We start from the raw sequence: 17,922 nt of genomic DNA on the forward strand, positions 1-17,922 counted from the left end.
CGTTGGTTCGTCGAGGGTCCGGGCGCGTGGCCGGGCGCAGGGACATGCCCCGCGCCGGGGCCAGCGGGTGCAGCAAGCCTGCCGGTGGAGGAAGCCTGCCGGTGCAGCGCCTAGACGCGGGCGCCGTCGTCCTGGTCGTCTTTCTCGCCCGGAAGTTTCATGATCAAAAAGACCACCGAGGCCGCAAAGGCGGCCACTAGGCCCAGGATCGCCAGCAGGGGTGCGGAGCGCCAGAACATCGTGGAGAGGATGAGCGCGATCGGGCCGCCCACCGCGCCGAGCCAGGCCAGCACGGTCATCGGGTCGGCGCCGGCGAGGCTGGGCGGTTCCTCCGGCACGAAGCTGTCCGGGGCCAAGGGGTCGTCGCCGTCTGCCTCATAATCCCGGGGGCCCGCCGGATACCCCGGGCGGGCGCTGTCCCCGGCCCCGTCCGTGGCCCCGCCGTCTGCCCCGTTGGCCGTGTCCGGTGTCCCGCCGAGCCGTTCCCGGGCGGAGAGCTCTATGGGAGCGGCGACGGAGAGCCCCAGAGGATCGAAATCGCTAAAAGGCCTGGCCGCTGCAGCACCGTCGGTGCCCCCGGTGCCCCCGGCACCCTCAGGGAACCCGGAGACGCCGGCCGGATCTTTGCCTTCCAGCCGCGCAACAAGATCCAGCCAGACAGCATTGGCCTGGTTGGACGGGGTGTCCGATGGATCGGAGTCCGACGAATCGGGGTCAGGGGAGCTGGGATCCGGTCTAGTCATCTGCCGTGTCCTTTTGGCTAGCGTGGGCGGCGTCTGGCGTGCGTCCGGCAACTGCTGACCGGATGAACTCGGCGGTGCCGCGGAAGATCCCGGGCGCGTCGTTGTCCATGGTAGCCACGTGGTAGCTGTTTTCCAGCCGAATCACCTCAAGCGGGGCGTTCGTCAGCCCGCGCCGCAGCGCCGTCATGCTCGAGTCGGAGACCACATGGTCCACCGCGGAGCGGTAAACCCGGACGGGGGCCGTGACCCGGGGCAACAGCCGCAGGGTGTCCTTGAACATTTTGTTCAGCTCATGGGCGGCGCCGACCGGGGTCCGGGGATAGGCACCTTCGTCCGCTCCGGCCTTGAGAATGTCGTTGGCGATGGCAGGAGTGCTCTTGAGGACGAATTTGAGGATGCCGGCGAGCGGGGCGCGAGGGTCGTCGACGACGAGTCCCGGGTTCACCAGCACGGCTCCGGCGACGGGCCGGGTGGCGGCAAGCCGCAGGGCCAGCGCCCCGCCCATCGACAGCCCGGCTACGAAGACGTGTTCGCAGTCTTCGGCGAGTTCCAGATAGGCGGCGTCGAGGGCGGCATGCCAGTCCGGCCAGCGGGTTCGGGACAGTTCCTGCCAGCTGGTCCCGTGGCCCGGCAGCAACGGCATCTGCACCGCGTAGCCCGCTCCGGCCAGGGACATTGCCCAGTCCCGGACACCATGCGGGCTGCCGGTGAAGCCATGGGACACCACAACACCGGTCCTGGGGCCGGTTCCGTTGAACGGGCTGCTGAACGGGGAATGGTCCAAGGGGATGCTCATGGGGTCTCCGTGGCTCGGGAAAGCGGCAGTGTGGCGGACGAGGGAGCGGCAGACGAAAGGGACGGCGGCTCGGTCGCCGCGTGCTGCAGGAAGAAGCGTGTGGATTCCCCGAAAATCAGGGGCGCATCGACGTCGAGCGTGGCCACATGACCGCTGTCCGGCAGCCGGACGACGTCGAACTCCCGTGACCCGAGCCGCTTCCGAAGCAGTTCAAGGGAAGTCGGCGGGACCACCGTATCGGAGTCGGATTTGAAGACGAGGGCCGGGGCCTTGACCGCGGGCAGTTCCCGGATGGTTACCTTGAACAGCCGGCTGAGCTGGTGGACGGACTCCAGCGGCGTCCGGGCGTAGTCGCCGTCCTGGGTGGCCAACGCCGTCGGGTTCGGTTCCTGGGCCGGAGCAGTGGTCCGCTGGAGGTACTTAAGCAGTCCGATGACCCGGACCCGGCGGTCGTAGAAGCTCAGCCCCGGATTGACCACGGCGACACCGGCGACCCGCTGGCGGGCGGCCGTGCGCAGGGCTATGGCTCCGCCCATCGACAGGCCGGCGACGAAGCAGTCCCGGGTTCCGGCGGCCAGCTCGAGGTACGCGGCCTCGAAGGCGTTATACCAGTCCTGCCAGCCGTGGCGGGCCAGGTCATGCCAGTCGGTGCCGTGGCCCGGCAGCAGCGGGACGGACACGGCGAAGCCCTGGGCGGCAAGATGCTCTGCCCAGGGAAGGACGCTGAGGGGGCTGCCGGTGAAACCGTGACAGATTGCTACGCCGACGCCCGCGTTGCCGCCGTGGCCGGGGTAACTGAACGCCGCGGGCGCCAGGGGAGTGCTGCTTCCGGTCATGTGCCCATCGTGTCACTGTTCGGGACAAAACTCACTAGAGTAGGGTGTCAATGAAGTCCTGGCGGGACCCGACGGAGGGCCGGCCAGACGCTTTCCGGAGGGGTACACCACGTGTTTTATTGGTTCATGAAGACGTTCGTTCTGGGCCCGGTGCTCAAGACGTTGTTCCGGCCCTGGGTCAAGGGTCTGGACAATGTGCCCGCCGAGGGCGCCGCCATCATCGCCTCGAACCATCTTTCTTTCTCGGATTCCATTTTTATGCCCCTTATGGTGCCCCGTCCCGTGGTGTTCCTGGCGAAATCGGAATACTTCACCGGCACGGGCATTAAGGGCAAGCTGACCGCCGCCTTCTTCCGGCTGACGAACCAGCTGCCGATGGACAGGTCCGGGGGAGCCGCCTCTGCGCTGTCCCTCGACGCCGGCATGGACGTGCTCAGGAACGGCTCGCTGCTGGGCATCTACCCCGAGGGTACCCGCAGCCCGGACGCCCGGCTGTACCGCGGTAAGGTGGGCGTGGCCAGGCTTGTCCTGCAGGCCCGTGTGCCGGTCATTCCGGTGGCTATGATCGGCACCGACAAGGTCCAGCCGATCGGCAAGCGGATGCCCAATATCCGGCGCATCGGGATGATCTTCGGCGAACCACTCGACTTTAGCCGGTACTACGGCATGGAGGATGACCGGCTGATCCAGCGTTCCGTGACCGACGAGATCATGTACGAGCTGATGCGGCTATCCGGCCAGGAATACGTCGACGAGTACGCCGCGGTGGTCAAGCTCCGGCTTGCGGGCAAGGCGCTCGCGGAGAAACCGCTTGCCGGGAGGGCAACGGAGCAGCCCGACGACGGCGCCGCCGCAGGCGGTCCGGCGGCGCCCGGAAGTGTGTGAAAAATCCGTGTGACGGTGTGGGCACTGTCAATGACGGACCGGCTCCGCTGATCGGTGCCGTGCAACTATCCTTATAGGGTGACTGAGCTATCTGCGCCTTCGGCCTTCCCCCTGAAAAGTTCCACCCTGAACAGTTCCACCCTGAACGGTTCCACCCTGAACGGTGCACCGCTGTCGGGCTCCGCCCTGACCAGCACCGCCCAGAGTGGTGCCGCCGACTATCCCGGCCTCGACCACTGGCGGGATCTGACGGCCTCCCAGCAGCCGACGTGGTCGGATAAGGGCGTCTTCGACGCCTCGGTCAAGGAGCTTTCCGTCCTGCCGCCGCTCGTCTTCGCCGGCGAAGTGGACATCCTTCGCGAACGGCTCGCGGCCGCGGCGCAGGGCAAGGCGTTCCTGCTCCAGGGCGGCGACTGCGCGGAAACGTTCGAGGCCGCCACCGCCGACAAGATCAGCGCCCGGGTCCGCACAATACTCCAGATGGCAGTGGTCCTTACCTACGGCGCGGCCATGCCGGTCATCAAAATGGGCCGGATGGCAGGCCAGTTCGCCAAGCCCCGTTCCTCCAACGACGAGACCCGCGAGGGCGTTACGCTTCCGGCTTACCGCGGCGACATCGTCAACGGCTACGACTTCACTCCCGCATCCCGCGCGCACGACGCCGGCCGGATGCTCAAGGCCTACCACACCTCGGCTTCCACGCTGAACCTGATCCGGGCCTTCACCCAGGGCGGCTTCGCGGACCTGCGCCTCGTGCACCAGTGGAACAAGGGCTTCACGGAAAACCCCGCCCACGCGCGCTACGAGTCGCTGGCGCGGGACATCGACCGCGCCATCAAGTTCATGGCCTCCTGCGGAGCCGACTTTGAGGCGCTCAAGCGGGTGGAGTTCTATGCCAGCCATGAGGCGCTGCTTCTCGACTACGAACGCGCCCTGACCCGCATTGATTCGCGCACGGGCTTCCCCTATGACACCTCCGCGCACTTCCTTTGGATCGGTGAGCGTACCCGCGAACTGGACCACGCCCACGTCGACTTCCTTTCCCGCGTGCGCAACCCCATCGGTGTGAAGCTCGGCCCGTCCACCAGCGGCGACGATGCCCTGCGCCTGATCGACAAACTCGATCCGGACCGCGAGCCCGGCCGCCTGACCTTCATCACCCGGATGGGCGCCACCAATATCCGTGAGAAACTGCCCCCGATCGTGGAACGCGTCACCGCCTCCGGCGCCCAGGTCCTCTGGGTCACAGACCCCATGCACGGCAACACGGTCACCTCGCCCAACGGCTACAAGACCCGCAATTTCGACGACGTCATCGACGAGGTGCGCGGTTTCTTCGAGGTCCATCATGCCCTCGGCACAGTCCCGGGCGGCCTGCACGTGGAGATGACCGGTGACGACGTAGCTGAATGCCTCGGCGGCGCCGATCCGGTGGACCAGGAAGCCTTCCTGGACCGCTACGAATCCGTCTGCGACCCGCGTCTGAACCACATGCAGTCCCTGGAGATGGCTTTCCTGGTGGCAGGGGCCCTCTCCACGCGCTGAGCCCCGGCTCACGGGATCAACGGCTCCCGCAGCACAGGGCTCCGCAACACAAGGCTCCGCCCCGGCATTCCAGGCCGGGGCGGAGCTCTCGTAGGCGGCAGCTGCCGACCGGACGGCGCTAGCGGGCAATTTCGTTGGTTCGTCGGGGGTCCGGGCGCGGTCGCCGGACTCAGGGACATGCCCCGCGCCGGGGCCAGCGGGTGGACATAGTGTCATTGTGCCCGGTCGCGGGTGCGAAGAATGGGCATGTCCCGCGGGGCTGGACACTTGGTCTGTACACCCGCCCGAGGGACATGCCCCGCGTCGGGGACAGCGGGTGGACATAGTGTCATTGTGCCCGGTCGCGGGTGCGAGGAATGGGCATGTTCCCCGGCGCCGTGGAGCAGCACGGCTTTAATGCGCCGGACCCACCTCACGCCCGAGGGGACATGCCCCGCGCCGGGGTCGACGGATGGACATAGTGTCATTGTGTCCGGTCCCGGGTGCGAGGAATGGGCATGTCCCCGTTACACCCGCCCCGGCGCGACAAGGTCCAGTCTCCGTCTAAACCCCCGACGAACTAACGAAAATGCCCACTAGACGACGGTCAGGGTAACGATTGATCCTTCGGTGGCCTTGGTGCTCACCGGATTCTGATCCCGGACGGTGCCGAAGAAGCCGCCCAGAACGTTGTTCACACGCACCTCGAAGCCCAATTGCTCGAGGGCCTTGCGCGCTTCAGATGCCTGCTTGCCGATGAAACTGGGCACATCGACGAGCTTCGGACCCTTGGAAATCGTCAGGGCCACGGACCCGCCCTTGGTGAGGTTGCCGGTCGCGGGGTCCTGGGCCACCACGGCCCCCTTCGGGACCTTCCGGTCGTTGACAGTCTCCGGGGAAATCACGGCCCTCAGCCCGGCGGCCTCGAGCGCCTTGACGGCGGCGCCCTGCTCCTGGCCGCGGACGTCAGGCACCGGGATGGGTTGCGGGCCCTTGGAGACGGTGAGGTCCACCGGAGTGCCGTGCCTGACAGGATTGCCACTGCGCGGCGCCTGTGCCAGGACAGTGCCGGCGGCTGCCGATTCGTCATAGGTCTCGGAGATCTGCCCCAGCGCCATCCCGGCACTGTTGAGGCTGGTCTTGGCCTGGTCCAGGGACTTTCCGGTCAGCTGCGGCAGCGGGAACAACTCGGGGCCCTTGGAGACGGACAGGGACACCGGCTGGAACTTCCGGATGATCTGGCCGGACGGGGGCTCCGAGCCGACCACCAGGCCGGGCAGGACATCGTCGTCGAAGACGTCCTTGGTGGTGGACTGGAAGCCGGCGGTCCGCAGCTGCTGCTGGGCATCGGCGACGGTCTTGTTTGCCAATTCCGGAATCGTTCCGGGTGAGCCGGGGCCCATGCCGAAGAACCAGCCGGCGCCGCCTGCCAGCAGGGCAGCAATAACCAGCACGAGGATCCACAGCAGCCCCCGGCGCCGGGGATCTCCCTCGCGCAGGCTGCGTACCGGCGTTGCCGCCGCACGCTGGCGCGCCTTGTCCTCGTCGCGGTCCTGCCTGCGCTGCGCGCGTTTGCTGGCGGGAGCCGCGCGGCCGGCCGGTTCGCCGTCGCCGGCGTGCCCGTCCGGAGCACCGAACGAGGCCTCTTCCGGGGCGGAGAGATGCCCGTAGCCAGGGCGCCGCGCCGCGGCCGATATCACGGTGGTGGGGTTACTCCCGCGGGAAATGATCTCCGTGGGCCGCTGGATGCCGCCGAGCCGCTCGGTCCGGGCGCCACCGCTATCGGCGAGGCCGGGAGCGCCGACGGCGGTGGCGCCTGGAGCGGAGCCGGCCGAGGCAGTGCTCGGGACAACGCTCGGGACGGTGCTGCGGCGGGCGGCCGGCGGCTGGAGGTCGAGTTCGGCGTCGCTGAGGTTGGTCCGGATGTGCCGCAGTTCAGTCAGCAGCGCACTGCCGTCGACCGGACGCTTGTCCGGGTCGCTGGCGGTGCACCACTGCACCAGCTCATCGAGTTCCCCGGCGAGACCCGGTATGTGCTCCGAGGGGGCTCCCACGTCCGAGTTCACGTGCTGGTAGGCCACCTGGATGGGGAATTCGCCGTCGAACGGCTGCCGGCCGGTCATCATCTCGTAGAGCATGATTCCGAGCGAATAGATGTCGCTGCGGGCATCGGCCTGCTTGCCGAGCACGAGCTCGGGGGAGAGATAGGCCACCGTGCCGATGAGGGCGCCGGTGCTGGTCGACGTCGAGACGGCCCGGGCCAGGCCGAAGTCGCCGACCTTGATCCGGCCGTCGTCGGCAATCAGCACGTTCTCGGGTTTGATGTCGCGGTGGATGAGGCCGGCGGCGTGGGCAGCGCCAAGGCCTTCGACAACGGGGTCGATCAGTGCGAGGGCGAGCCGCGGGGAGAGGGCCCCCTTGTCCTTGATGACGTCCCGCAGCGTGTGGCCTTTGATGTATTCCATCACGAGGTACGCGATCCGGCCGTCCTCGCCCTGGTCCAGGACCCCCACTACATGCGGGTGGGAGAGCCTGGCCGCGGCCTTGGCCTCGCGGCCCAGCCGGTCGAGGAACTGCGGGTCGCCGGCCATGTGGGGGTGCAGCACCTTCAGCGCCACATCACGCTCCAGCCGCTGGTCCGTGGCCACATAGACCGTGGACATCCCGCCGCTGGCCAGCCGGGACTGAATCAGGTACCGGCCATCCACGATGGTGCCTACGAGCGGGTCCGACGTGTAATCCTGCACCATACGATCCTAATCGCTGCACGGAATCGGGCCCGGATCAACATGCGATCCGGGCCCGTATCGTTATGCTCCGGGGCCGGCGGAGGCGCACTGTGCGCCTGGCCCGCGGGGCCCTGAGCCTTAGCCGAAGTTCTTCTGGTGGGCCTTGATGGACGCCACGTAGCGCTTGGTGTCGTCGTACATGCCGTACTTGCTGACCGAGTACTGGCCCTGGTAGTAGCCCGCGATGGCGGTGTCCAGATCCTTGCTCGTGCGGGTCAGCTGGCGGATGATGGCGACGCCGGCTGTGGCGTTGTCGTAGGGGTCCAGCAGGTTCAGTTTGCGGCCCACGAGGTCCGAGGCCCACTGGCCGGACGAGGGGATGACCTGCATGGTGCCGATGGCGTTGGCCGGGGAGACCGAGCGGTGGTCGAAGCTGGATTCCTGGAAGGCGAAGGCCAGTGCCAGGGACGGATCGACGCCCATCTTGCGGGCGGTGTCCGCGACGATCCCCTTCATCTGTTCGCGGCTGGGGACGGGGGAGGCGTTCAACAGTGCCTTGTTCTCGTTTGCCGAGCTGACCACGGCGGCCGGGTAGCTGAAGCCGAGGAAAGTGCTGGGCACCAGCGGCGCAGGCGTAGCCGGGGGCTGGCTGGATGCCGGCGCGATCGGGGCCGGCCCGGTCGATGCGCCCGGAATCACCAGCTTCTGGCCGGGGTGGATGATGCTGCTCATCGTCAGCCGGTTGGCGGAGAGGACGTCGGACAACCTGACGCCGTTCCTGGCCGCGATCCCGGAGAGCGTATCCCCGGACTTGATGGTGTACGAACCTGACGCCGGGGCCGGGGCCGGGGCCGGGGCCGGGGCCGGGGCAGCAGGTGTGGACGCCGGCACTACCGGGGCGGGGGTCACCGGGGCGGGGGCGGCCGGCGCGGGAGCGGTGGCGCCGTTGCCGATCTTGATCTGCTGGCCCGGGCGGATGATGGAGCCCATGTTGAGCCCGTTCCAGCCGAAGACCTCGGAGAGCCTGACACCGTGGCGGGCCGCGATGGCGCTGAGCGTGTCACCCGACTTTACGGTGTAGCTGCTGCCGCCGCTCGGACCTGCCGGCGCTGGAGCCGAGGGTGCGGGTGCCGCCGGGGCCGGAGTGGTGGCGGTGCCGCCGAGCTTGATCTTCTGTCCGGGGTAGATGATCGTGTTCGACTGCAGGTTGTTCAGCTTCAGGACGGCGTAGGTATCCAGGCCGAACTTGCCGGCGATCCCGCTGATGGTGTCGCCACGGGCGATCGTGTACTCAGCCGGTGCCGGCGCCTGGGTGGGCCGGAAAGATACGGGGACCGTTGCGGACACGGCAAGGGCCGGGATCATGGCCGACGTCAATGACTTTGCTGTCTGCGCCTGTGACTGCGCCTTCATTGCTGCGGCCAGTGTTGCCGGGATGGCACGCGGCCGGGACTCGGCCGCCGCGGGCTGGGCGAGCGCCAAAGAAGAAAGAATGACGGCGGGCAGCGCCGCCGTCGTGGCCGCGATCATCGGCAGGCTGGGCCGCGGGTGGGGCTTTGGCGAACGAGACGTCGTCATGGGAAAAATCCTCTTCTCAGCGGTGAACGCTGCAGGTCAGGCTGATGTCACTGGTGTTACCAGTGTGACTGATGTTATTGCTGTTACAAATGTGATCCATGTGAATCTCTCATGAATTGGCAATTAGCACAAGATCGCTCGGACATTCTGCAAACCGGATTTTGCGGAGTGTCGACGCACCTGGGTTGCCGCCGCTCCCCCTCGGCCCGTGAGGATGCCCGGAGCCAACTAGGCGCAGGGGGACCTGCCGTGGCAATCTTGATTCGTGAGTAATGTAGAAAGCCTCGTGGGCGAATGGCTGCCCCTGCCCGATGTCGCCCAGCTTCTGGACGTTTCCATTACCAAGGTCCATGGCTTGCTGGATGAACGCGCGCTGGCTGCATTGAGGGTCGGCGAACGGCGGATTCGTTGCGTCCCGGCGGAATTCGTTCTGGACGGGCACGCCGTGGAGAGCCTCAAGGGGACCATTGTGGTCCTCGCTGACGCCGGCTATTCGGATGAGGAGCTCATCACTTGGCTCTTTACGCCGGATGAATCCCTGCGCGGCCGGCCGATCGATGCACTGCGCGAAGGCCGCAAGACGGAAATCCGACGCCGGGCACAATCCCTGGCCTGGTAGCACCGGCAGGGTTCAGGCGGTGCGGCTGACGGTGACCTCGGCAAGCTTCCGCAGCGCCGTCTTGGGCAGCTCTTCCAGCGGCAGGAGCTCCAGGGCTGAGAAGGCCGCTCGGCCAAACTCCTCGATCAGTACTTCCGTGGCCTGCAGCGCGCCGCAATCCACGAGGATGCGGCGGATCTCATCCACGTCCGCCCCGTCAAGATCGGGGCTACCGAGCTTGGCATCGATGAAGGCCGATTCGGCCGGCGTTGCCTGGTCCAGGGCGAGAGCCACCAGAACCGTCCGTTTGCCTTCGCGCAAATCGTCCCCGGCCGGTTTTCCGGTGGTGACCGGATCGCCAAACACGCCCAGTACGTCGTCCCGCAACTGGAAGGCCTCGCCGAGCGGAAGGGCGAAGGCCGAGTAGCCGCGCAGCAGCTCATCCGGTGCGCCGGCAAGTGCACCGCCGAGGGCAAGCGGGTGCTCGGTGGAATACTTGGCCGACTTGAATCGGATGATGGATTGGGCGCGGTTGACCGCACCGGCACGGTCCCGCCGCGGGCCGGCGACCTCCTCCAGGATGTCGAGGTACTGGCCGGCCATGACCTCGGCGCGCATCAGGTTGAAGATGAGGCGGGCCCGGCTCCCGGATGCGGCGCGGTCGCCGATTTCGGTGAAGGATTCCTCGCTGAAGGACAGGCAGAGATCCCCCGTCAGGATTGCGGCCGCGTGGCCGAACCGTTCTCTGTCCAGCGCCCAGCCCTGGGCCGTGTGCAGCTCGCTGAAGCGCCGGTGCACGCTGGGACCGCCCCTGCGGGTGTCCGAGCGGTCAATGATGTCGTCGTGGATAAGCGCCGCGGCCTGGAACAGCTCCAGGGCAGAGCCGGCCGTGACCACTTCGTCGGCCCCTTCCTCCCCGCCCGCGCCGCGCCAGCCCCAGTAGCACATGAGCGCCCGCAGCCGTTTGCCGCCGGTGACCAGGTTCGAGATCGATCCCATCAGCGGATCGATGTCCCGGGAGATCGAGGACATCACGGCCTGGCGGGTGGTCAGGAACTCGGTGAGCTTGCCGGCGACGGCGGCCACGTATGCAGTCTGCTCGAGGCGCAGCTGTTCCGCGAGGGTCACTTGACAGACTCGGCAGCGACGTTCGCGCCGATGGTGAAGGTAGAGGTTCCGGCGGTTTCCATCACGGAGATGTTGACCGTCTCGCTGTCGCCGCGGAGGAAGTCCTTGGACGGCAGGGTGCCCACTGTCTCGCCGGGAACGGCCTTAAAGCCCTGTGCCTCCAGTGCGGTCGTGTAGAAGGCCACGACGGCGGCTGCCGGCGAAGCAATGCTCCCCACCAGTGCCGCGGTCGCCGGAACGGTGGTCTTGTCAAAGCTGCTGGAGACCACCTTCGCGCCGGGCATCAGGGGCAGGAGGGTCTGCGGGAAACCGGGAACCATTGCGCCCACCGTTGCCGAGGTGCCGGGCTCTGCCGAGGGACCGGCCGGCGCGGTGGTGGAGGGCTGGGCCGAGGACGGCACGGCCGCCGTCGACGAGGAACCCGGGGAAACGGTCCCGGGGGTAGCGGGCGTACAAGCGGCCAGGGCGGCCAGCAGCGTCCCGGCCACAATAGCCGCAGCTGCAGCACGTTTACGCTCTCCAAAAACCTTCACAGGGACTTTCCTCCTGGTGTTGACGCCGGATTCAGCCTCCAGTTTAGCCAGTCCCGGGGCATAGGATTGAAGTTGTGGGGCCGGACAGGGATAAACAGCAGCAGGAACAACCCGTTAAGCAGTCCCGGAACGCTGCAGCCGGCCGGCTCAGCGACGCAACTCTCCGGGAACTCCGGCGCAGCAGCATCATGCACGTGGACATGGACGCCTTCTTTGTCTCCGTCGAGCTGCGCAACCGTCCCGCCCTGGTGGGCAAGCCCGTGATCGTGGGCTACCCCGCGGACCGCTCGGTAGTCCTTTCCGCCTCCTACGAGGCCCGCGCCTTCGGCGTGAAGTCTGCGATGCCCATGGTGATTGCGGCCCGCATGTGCCCCTCGGCAATCGTGATCGAACCCCGGCACAAGCTGTATTACGAGGTGTCCGGCCAGATCATGGAGATCTTCGGGTCTATCACCGAACTCGTTGAGCCATTGAGCGTAGACGAGGCCTTCCTCGACGTCGGGGGAGCCATCCGGCGGCTGGGCCCGCCCCGGCAGATCGGCGAACTCATCAGGACCAGAGTCCGCAATGAACTCGGCATTACGGCGTCCGTAGGCATCGCGGCGAGCAAATTTGTTGCAAAAATCGCGTCCACGCGGTGCAAGCCGGATGGCCTGTTGCTGATCGGTCCGGACGAGACCGTGCCGTACCTGCACAGCCTGCCCGTCAGCGCGCTCTGGGGGGTCGGCGCCAAGACAGTCGAGGTGCTCGCCAGAATGGGCATCCGCACGGTGGCCGACGTCGCGGCGTCGCCGCTGCCATCGCTGCGCAAAGTTCTCGGCGCCCCGGGGGAGCATGTATACCGGCTGTCGTGGGGGATCGACCCGCGCCCGGTGACCCCTGTCCGGCCGGAAAAGAGCATCGGCGCCGAGGAGACCTTCGCCGTGGACACCGCGGACGAGGCACTGTTGCACCGGGAACTGCTGCGGCTTTCGCACCGGACGGCGGAACGGCTTCGGGGTGCGGGCATGCACGCCCGGACCGTGGCCTTGAAACTGCGTTACGCGGATTTCTCCACCATCACGCGCAGCCGCACGGTCGGCACGCCCATCGACAGTGCGCAGCTGCTCTATGCCGTGGCGGTCCAGCTGCTGGAGTCCGTCGGCGACCGCCCCATGACGGTGCGGCTCGTGGGCATCCGGGCCGAGCAGCTGGAAGAAGCCGCCAGTGCCCCCCTGCAGTTGAGCCTGGACCGCCGCGATGACAACTGGCGCGCGGCGGAGCAGGCGCTGGATGCCGTGACCCGGAAATTCGGCACAAAATCAGTCCTGCCGGCCCGGCTGCTGGATCCGGGCGGCGGTTCCGGCTGATCCGGCCCCTTGTAGAGCCGACAGTCTCTTTCAGAAGCGGGCGCAACAAACTATCCTTATTAGTACGTAGGTTTAGAACGACTCGAGCGAGCGTTCGGACGCATACGTGACCAGCTGAACCACTGCGAACGGGACCGCGGACGCTTCTCTTCGACCGCCGACGGCGAATGGGAACCACCCGGGAATCCCGGACGTTGTGGGTTTAGGACACTGGTCGCGTCAAGTCTGGACGTTAGCCGACTTAAGGAGGTCGTGATGCCGCTCTCGGAGCACGAACAGAAGTTGCTGGAGCAACTTGAGAAGCAGCTGCATGAGGACGATCCCAAGTTCGCCAGCTCGATGGGTTCTGACGCGGGGCGCTCATGGTCCACCCGCCACCTGGTCATCGGCGTGCTGGCCACTCTGGCCGGCATCGTCCTGTTGCTATTCGGGGTCACGGTTCAAATCATCATCGTCGGAGTCCTTGGCTTTGTTGTGATGGGTGCCGGCGTTTACTACGCCACGATGCGGGGTACATCCGCCGGCAAGGACAACGCCGCTCCTCCGGGCCGGAAGCCCGGCAAGCCCCGGAGCTCTTTTATGAGCAACCTGGAGGAACGCTGGGACGAAAGGCACCGCGGGGACCCCTGACCGCACCTTTTCCCCTCCTCCATTCCCCGCCACTTTGGTGTCCGGGAGAAACGCAAAGACCCGCTTCGGCGGGTCTTTTGCTCTTTAACGCCCGATGGCCCGGTAATTTGCCGGAATTTCGCCGGCACCGGAGGTGCCGGCGGGCGGCAGGGGCGCTCAGGGCGGCCCGGCGGCGAGTTCCTGGCCCGGAAAGGCCCCGGTGTGCCCAAAATCCCTCCACAACCCGCCACCAGGCCCAGTTCCCTGCCATTGCGGCGAACTTTGGGTACGCATTCCCACGAATTGGTATACATATCTTCGGCGTGTCGTTGACTGTGGAGGGATGTGGAGTAATGTGGAGGACGTAAGAGGGTAGTGGCAGCACGGGGGACGTTGAGCTTCCTACGAACAGACAGGCGGTGGGCCGTGTTTCTCGGCACACATTCGCCGCGTCTGGACGAAAAGGGGCGAATCATCCTTCCCGCTAAGTTCCGTGAGGAGCTTGCCGGCGGACTGGTTCTCACAAGGGGCCAGGAACGCTGCATCTACGTCTTCAGCGAGGCGGAGTTCGGCAGGGTTCACGAGCAGATGCGGGAGACTCCGATCTCCAACAAGCAGGCGCGTGACTATATCCGGGTGTTCCTTTCTGGAGCCTCCGACGAGGTACCTGACAAGCAGGGGCGCGTGACCATTCCGCAGGCGCTCCGGGAATACGCAGGACTCGGCAGGGAACTGGCCGTCATCGGTGCCGGAACCCGCGCGGAGATCTGGGACGCCCAAGCGTGGAACGAGTACCTCGCCGAAAAGGAAACGGCCTTCTCGGAGACCGATAACGCCATACCGGGGATTCTCTGAATCCCCACCGGATCCACCAGCACGCAACGATTCTTGACCGAGATCTCCAGCCGCCCACCCGGTTGTTTTCCTGGCTCACTTCCCCGGAGCCAGGCGGACGCAGGGTAGGCGCGGATGGGGATCTGGATCAAGAAGCGGCCACAGCACCAGCGAAGCCACCACCAGCCCGGACAACGAAAGGACGCAGGCATGACTGACCCTGACCAGGCCAAGCCCACGTCCGAACGGCATGTACCGGTCCTCAGGGACCGGTGCATCAATTTGTTGGCTCCGGGTTTCGAGGCTGCACGCGGCCGCGGCGAATCTCCGGTGGTCATAGACGCCACCCTGGGGATGGGCGGACACTCCGAGGCCTTGCTCCAGCGCTTCCCGGACCTGCACCTGATCGGCATCGACCGCGACGAGGAGGCCCTGGCCCTGGCAGGGGAGCGGCTCAGGCCCTTCGCCGACCGGATCGACCTCATCCACGCGGTCTACGACGAAATCCCGGAGATCCTCGGGGACCTCGGGTTCACAGAGATCCACGGCGTCCTGATGGACCTCGGTGTCTCTTCCCTGCAGCTCGACGAGCGGGAACGCGGCTTCGCCTACTCCTTCGACGCTCCGCTGGACATGCGGATGGACACGAGCACGGGTCAGACCGCCGCCGACGTCGTCAACAGCTACAGCGAAGAGGACCTCGTCCGGATCATCCGGAAATGGGGCGAGGAAAAGTTCGCCGGCCGCATCGCCAACCGAATCGTCACCTCACGCGCCGTCAAGCCGTTCGCCACGACCGGGGAGCTTGTCGAGCAGATCCGCGGCGTTGTCCCGGCCGGCGCCGCGAAGTCCGGGGGACACCCCGCCAAGCGCACCTTCCAGGCCCTCCGGATCGAGGTCAACGAAGAACTCGACGTTCTGGAGCGCGCCATCCCCGCCGCCATCGGCGCGATTGCCCGCGGCGGCCGCGTTGTGGTGATGTCCTACCACTCGCTGGAAGACAAAATCGTCAAGGGCTTCTTTCAGGCCGGCTCAAAATCCTCCGCCCCGCTCGGGTTCCCGGTGGAGCTGGAGGAGCATAAGGCCGAACTTAAGTCGCTGACGAAGGGCACCGAGGTGCCTACACCCGCCGAAATAGCCGAAAATCCACGGGCCGCATCCGCCCGGCTCCGCGCCGTGGAACGAATCAAAGCCAGGAGATCCGCGTGAGCAGCGCTGCCGTCAACAGATTCCCCGTTGCTACCGGCGCGACCGCCCGCGCCCTGCCGGAGATCAATCCGGGCACCAGCCCGGCCCGGAAATCCCGCACACCGCTTTCGGTGGTCCGCTCGGCACCCCGGCGGCGCCGGGCCCCGTTCGTGGTGCTCTGCTTCGGACTTCTCGCGGTGGCCCTCATGGCGGTGCTGGTCCTCAACATCTCGGTGTCCAGCGCGCAATACCAGCTGGTCCAGCTCAGGAGTGAACAGTCCACGCTGACGAAGCAGAACCAGGATCTGACCCAGCAGGTACAGAACTTTGATGCTCCGCAGAACCTTGCCGCGAAGGCTACGGAGCTTGGCATGGTGGCGTCCACCGCAAAGGGCCAGATCGATCTCTCCACCCTGGCTGTCACTGGCAAGGCCAAGCCTGCGGTGAAAGGCGATGCCCCCGGCGCCGTCATCGCCGCCCCGGCCGTTGCCGGCCAGCTCAGCGTTGTACCCCCGGCTTCCGTGAATGAGCCGCTCGCGAACCGCAAGCCGGTGGAAAACGCGCCTGCGGCGGCGTCAGCTCCGCCGGCGGCAGAGGCGGTCCCGGCTCCGCCGGCTGCGGCACTTCACGGCGGATCTGTTCCGGCTCCGGCGCAAAAAGTTCCGGGACAGTAGCCCGGCACGGACCACCCGACGGACCACAAGCCAGGCAAGCAGCAAGGGAACATCGTGGCGCAGAACACCGGCAAGGTACGCAAGGATAAAGCGCCAAGCGCGACGAAGCGGCTGCGGCTGGGCCTCGGCCTGATGCTGACGCTCCTGCTTGTCGTCGGCGGAAAGCTGTTCCTGGTGCAGGGACTCGACGTCGGCGGGATGGCCGAAGCGGCACTCAACAACCGCCTGACCCCGGTGGAGCTGCCCGCCGAACGTGGCAGTATCCTTGACGCCAACGGCGCCGTCCTGGCCAGCAGCGTGATCCGCTACAACATCGCTGTGGACCAGACCGTCAACACCAAGACCGAGACATTCCGCCGGCTCGAAACCGTGGACGGCAAGGAGGCCCTCGTCAAGGTCTCCCGGGACCAGGCAATCGCCGAGCTTGCCTCCCTGCTCGGCATGGACAAGGACACCGTCAAGGACGCCCTCACCGGGGACCAGCGCTACTACATCGTCGCCAAAGATGTGAAGCCGGATGTCGAAGACCGCATCTCCAAACTGCAGATCCCCGGCATCGAAACCGAAGGCACCAGCAAGCGGGTTTACCCCAACGGCTCCGTCGCCGGCGGGATCGTCGGTTTCCTGAAGGACGGCGAGGCCGGCCAGGCCGGCCTCGAACAGACCCAGGATGAGGTCCTCAAGGGCTCCCGCGGAAAGCGGCTTTTCGAAATCGGTGCCGACGGGCTGCGCATCCCGGTCGGCGTGGACCAGTTGACCCCGGCGGTGAACGGCAAGGACATCAGACTCACCATCAATGCGGATCTGCAGTACTTTGCCCAGCAGGCCATCCAGAGCCAGCGGGACAAGCTCAGCGCCGAGTGGGGCGTCATTATTGTCTCCGACATCAAGACCGGTAACCTTATCGCCATGGCGGACACCAACTCCCCGGACCCCAATGACCCGGGCAAGGTCGACGCCCGGGACCGCGGCGTCCGGGCCGTCACCGCCGCCTACGAGCCCGGCTCGGTGCAGAAGATGATCACGGCCGCCGCGCTGATCGAGGAAGGCAAGTCCAGCCCGCTGGAGAAGTTCACCATCCCGCCGTCGTACACCGTGGACGGGCAGACCTTCAACGACGCCTTCGCACACGGCACCGAGGACCGGACCCTGGCCGGCATCCTTGGCTGGTCGATGAACACCGGCACTGTCATGGCGGGTCAGCGGCTCAGCAAAGATCAGCGCCATGACTGGCTGCGGAAGTTCGGCATCGGCGAGGCCCCGGACATCGGTCTCCCGGCGGAGGCCACGGGCATCCTGACCCCGGCCGACCAGTGGGACGGACGCCAGGAGTACACCGTGCTGTTCGGCCAGGGCGTCTCGCAGTCCACGCTCCAGACGGTCCGGGCCTTTCAAAGCATCGCCAATAACGGGGTGATGCTCCAGCCGCGGCTGATCGACGGCTACATCAGCCCCGACGGCACCGAGGAGAAGGTCCCGGCCCAGCCGTCGCGGCAGATCGTCTCCGGCGACACCGCCAGGCAGGTCCGCGACATCCTCGAGAGCGCCGTGACCGAAGGCCAGATCAAGGACGCCGGGATCGACGGCTACCGGGTGGGCGCCAAGACGGGAACCTCGGAATCGCCCTGCGACGACGGCAAATCCGGGTTCTGCGGTTTCACAGCCTCCATGATCGGGATGGCGCCGATGGAGGATCCGCGGTTTATTGTTGAGGTGGTCCTGCAACGGCCCAAGGGCAGCATCTACGGAATCACCAACGGACCGGTGTTCCGGTCCGTGATGAGCCAGGCACTGCGGACGTACAACGTCCAGCCGTCCACAGGCGAGCCCGTCAGGTTGCCGCAGTTCGCCAAATAGTACCCGGCGGGTCCCACCGCCAAAGCATCATTATCGAACCTGTACCAAGCACCAGCAACAG

Annotated in this window: 17 protein-coding genes; 10 read left to right on the forward strand and 7 right to left on the reverse strand. The window is 66.6% G+C overall.

Annotated elements, in window-relative coordinates:
- Positions 1-110 precede the first annotated feature (110 nt).
- The 3 genes from AC50X6_RS10170 to AC50X6_RS10180 are packed head-to-tail and all read right to left on the reverse strand — an operon-like array spanning position 111 to position 2,375.
- Entirely contained in the window at positions 111-743 is a 633-nt protein-coding gene (locus tag AC50X6_RS10170) for a hypothetical protein (protein WP_494966098.1), read from the reverse strand.
- Complete coding sequence (locus AC50X6_RS10175; protein WP_494966099.1) at positions 736-1,539, reverse strand: alpha/beta hydrolase; 804 nt, start codon at positions 1,537-1,539, stop codon at positions 736-738. The genes AC50X6_RS10170 and AC50X6_RS10175 overlap by 8 nt, the downstream gene beginning before the upstream one ends.
- Positions 1,536-2,375, reverse strand: a complete 840-nt coding sequence (locus tag AC50X6_RS10180; protein ID WP_494966100.1) for an alpha/beta hydrolase — start codon at positions 2,373-2,375, stop codon at positions 1,536-1,538. Before AC50X6_RS10180 ends, AC50X6_RS10175 begins: the two co-directional genes overlap by 4 nt.
- Positions 2,376-2,486: 111 nt before the next feature.
- On the opposite strand from AC50X6_RS10180, the gene AC50X6_RS10185 reads away from it, so the two are divergent.
- Together AC50X6_RS10185 and AC50X6_RS10190 are read left to right on the forward strand one after the other, a co-directional pair.
- The gene (locus AC50X6_RS10185; RefSeq protein WP_494966101.1) at positions 2,487-3,260 is read left to right on the forward strand and encodes a lysophospholipid acyltransferase family protein; all 774 of its coding nucleotides are present in this window, start codon (positions 2,487-2,489) and stop codon (positions 3,258-3,260) included.
- A gap of 156 nt (positions 3,261-3,416) precedes the next feature.
- Positions 3,417-4,805 carry a class II 3-deoxy-7-phosphoheptulonate synthase gene (locus tag AC50X6_RS10190; RefSeq protein WP_326969045.1) on the forward strand — a complete coding sequence of 463 codons (1,389 nt, stop codon included), beginning with the start codon at positions 3,417-3,419 and terminating at the stop codon, positions 4,803-4,805.
- A gap of 575 nt (positions 4,806-5,380) precedes the next feature.
- Here the strand turns inward: AC50X6_RS10190 and AC50X6_RS10195 are convergent.
- Together AC50X6_RS10195 and AC50X6_RS10200 are read right to left on the reverse strand one after the other, a co-directional pair.
- The gene (locus AC50X6_RS10195) at positions 5,381-7,534 is read right to left on the reverse strand and encodes a Stk1 family PASTA domain-containing Ser/Thr kinase (RefSeq protein ID WP_494966102.1); all 2,154 of its coding nucleotides are present in this window, start codon (positions 7,532-7,534) and stop codon (positions 5,381-5,383) included.
- Between the two features lie 117 nt (positions 7,535-7,651).
- Positions 7,652-8,878, reverse strand: a complete 1,227-nt coding sequence (locus AC50X6_RS10200) for a lytic transglycosylase domain-containing protein (protein WP_494966103.1) — start codon at positions 8,876-8,878, stop codon at positions 7,652-7,654.
- Between AC50X6_RS10200 and AC50X6_RS10205 the strand changes: the two genes are divergently transcribed.
- Positions 8,877-9,206 (forward strand): hypothetical protein, encoded by a 330-nt coding sequence (locus tag AC50X6_RS10205; RefSeq protein ID WP_326968352.1) that lies wholly within the window; start codon positions 8,877-8,879, stop codon positions 9,204-9,206. The two genes, AC50X6_RS10200 and AC50X6_RS10205, sit on opposite strands and share 2 nt — an antisense overlap.
- Before the next feature lie 150 nt (positions 9,207-9,356).
- Entirely contained in the window at positions 9,357-9,710 is a 354-nt protein-coding gene (locus AC50X6_RS10210) for an Rv2175c family DNA-binding protein (protein ID WP_326968353.1), read from the forward strand.
- Positions 9,711-9,722: 12 nt separating this feature from the next.
- Here AC50X6_RS10210 and AC50X6_RS10215 read toward each other — a convergent pair whose 3' ends face one another.
- Together AC50X6_RS10215 and AC50X6_RS10220 are read right to left on the reverse strand one after the other, a co-directional pair.
- The gene (locus AC50X6_RS10215; protein ID WP_494966104.1) at positions 9,723-10,817 is read right to left on the reverse strand and encodes a polyprenyl synthetase family protein; all 1,095 of its coding nucleotides are present in this window, start codon (positions 10,815-10,817) and stop codon (positions 9,723-9,725) included.
- Positions 10,814-11,350 carry a hypothetical protein gene (locus tag AC50X6_RS10220; RefSeq protein ID WP_494966105.1) on the reverse strand — a complete coding sequence of 179 codons (537 nt, stop codon included), beginning with the start codon at positions 11,348-11,350 and terminating at the stop codon, positions 10,814-10,816. Before AC50X6_RS10220 ends, AC50X6_RS10215 begins: the two co-directional genes overlap by 4 nt.
- Before the next feature lie 74 nt (positions 11,351-11,424).
- Between AC50X6_RS10220 and dinB the strand changes: the two genes are divergently transcribed.
- The 6 genes from dinB to AC50X6_RS10250 all read left to right on the forward strand — a co-directional run bounded on the left by dinB (position 11,425) and on the right by AC50X6_RS10250 (position 17,861).
- Complete coding sequence (gene dinB, locus AC50X6_RS10225) at positions 11,425-12,699, forward strand: DNA polymerase IV (protein ID WP_494966106.1); 1,275 nt, start codon at positions 11,425-11,427, stop codon at positions 12,697-12,699.
- A 255-nt stretch (positions 12,700-12,954) separates the two neighbouring features.
- Complete coding sequence (locus AC50X6_RS10230; RefSeq protein WP_494966107.1) at positions 12,955-13,329, forward strand: SCO2097 family morphological protein; 375 nt, start codon at positions 12,955-12,957, stop codon at positions 13,327-13,329.
- 405 nt (positions 13,330-13,734) lie between these two features.
- Positions 13,735-14,163 (forward strand): division/cell wall cluster transcriptional repressor MraZ, encoded by a 429-nt coding sequence (gene mraZ, locus AC50X6_RS10235; protein WP_494966108.1) that lies wholly within the window; start codon positions 13,735-13,737, stop codon positions 14,161-14,163.
- Positions 14,164-14,352: 189 nt separating this feature from the next.
- Positions 14,353-15,351, forward strand: a complete 999-nt coding sequence (gene rsmH / locus AC50X6_RS10240; protein WP_494966109.1) for a 16S rRNA (cytosine(1402)-N(4))-methyltransferase RsmH — start codon at positions 14,353-14,355, stop codon at positions 15,349-15,351.
- Complete coding sequence (gene ftsL, locus AC50X6_RS10245; RefSeq protein ID WP_494966110.1) at positions 15,348-16,004, forward strand: cell division protein FtsL; 657 nt, start codon at positions 15,348-15,350, stop codon at positions 16,002-16,004. Before rsmH ends, ftsL begins: the two co-directional genes overlap by 4 nt.
- Before the next feature lie 54 nt (positions 16,005-16,058).
- Complete coding sequence (locus AC50X6_RS10250; protein ID WP_494966111.1) at positions 16,059-17,861, forward strand: peptidoglycan D,D-transpeptidase FtsI family protein; 1,803 nt, start codon at positions 16,059-16,061, stop codon at positions 17,859-17,861.
- The last annotated feature ends 61 nt before the right edge of the window (positions 17,862-17,922 follow it).

This window comes from Pseudarthrobacter sp. HLT1-7, from assembly GCF_059383435.1.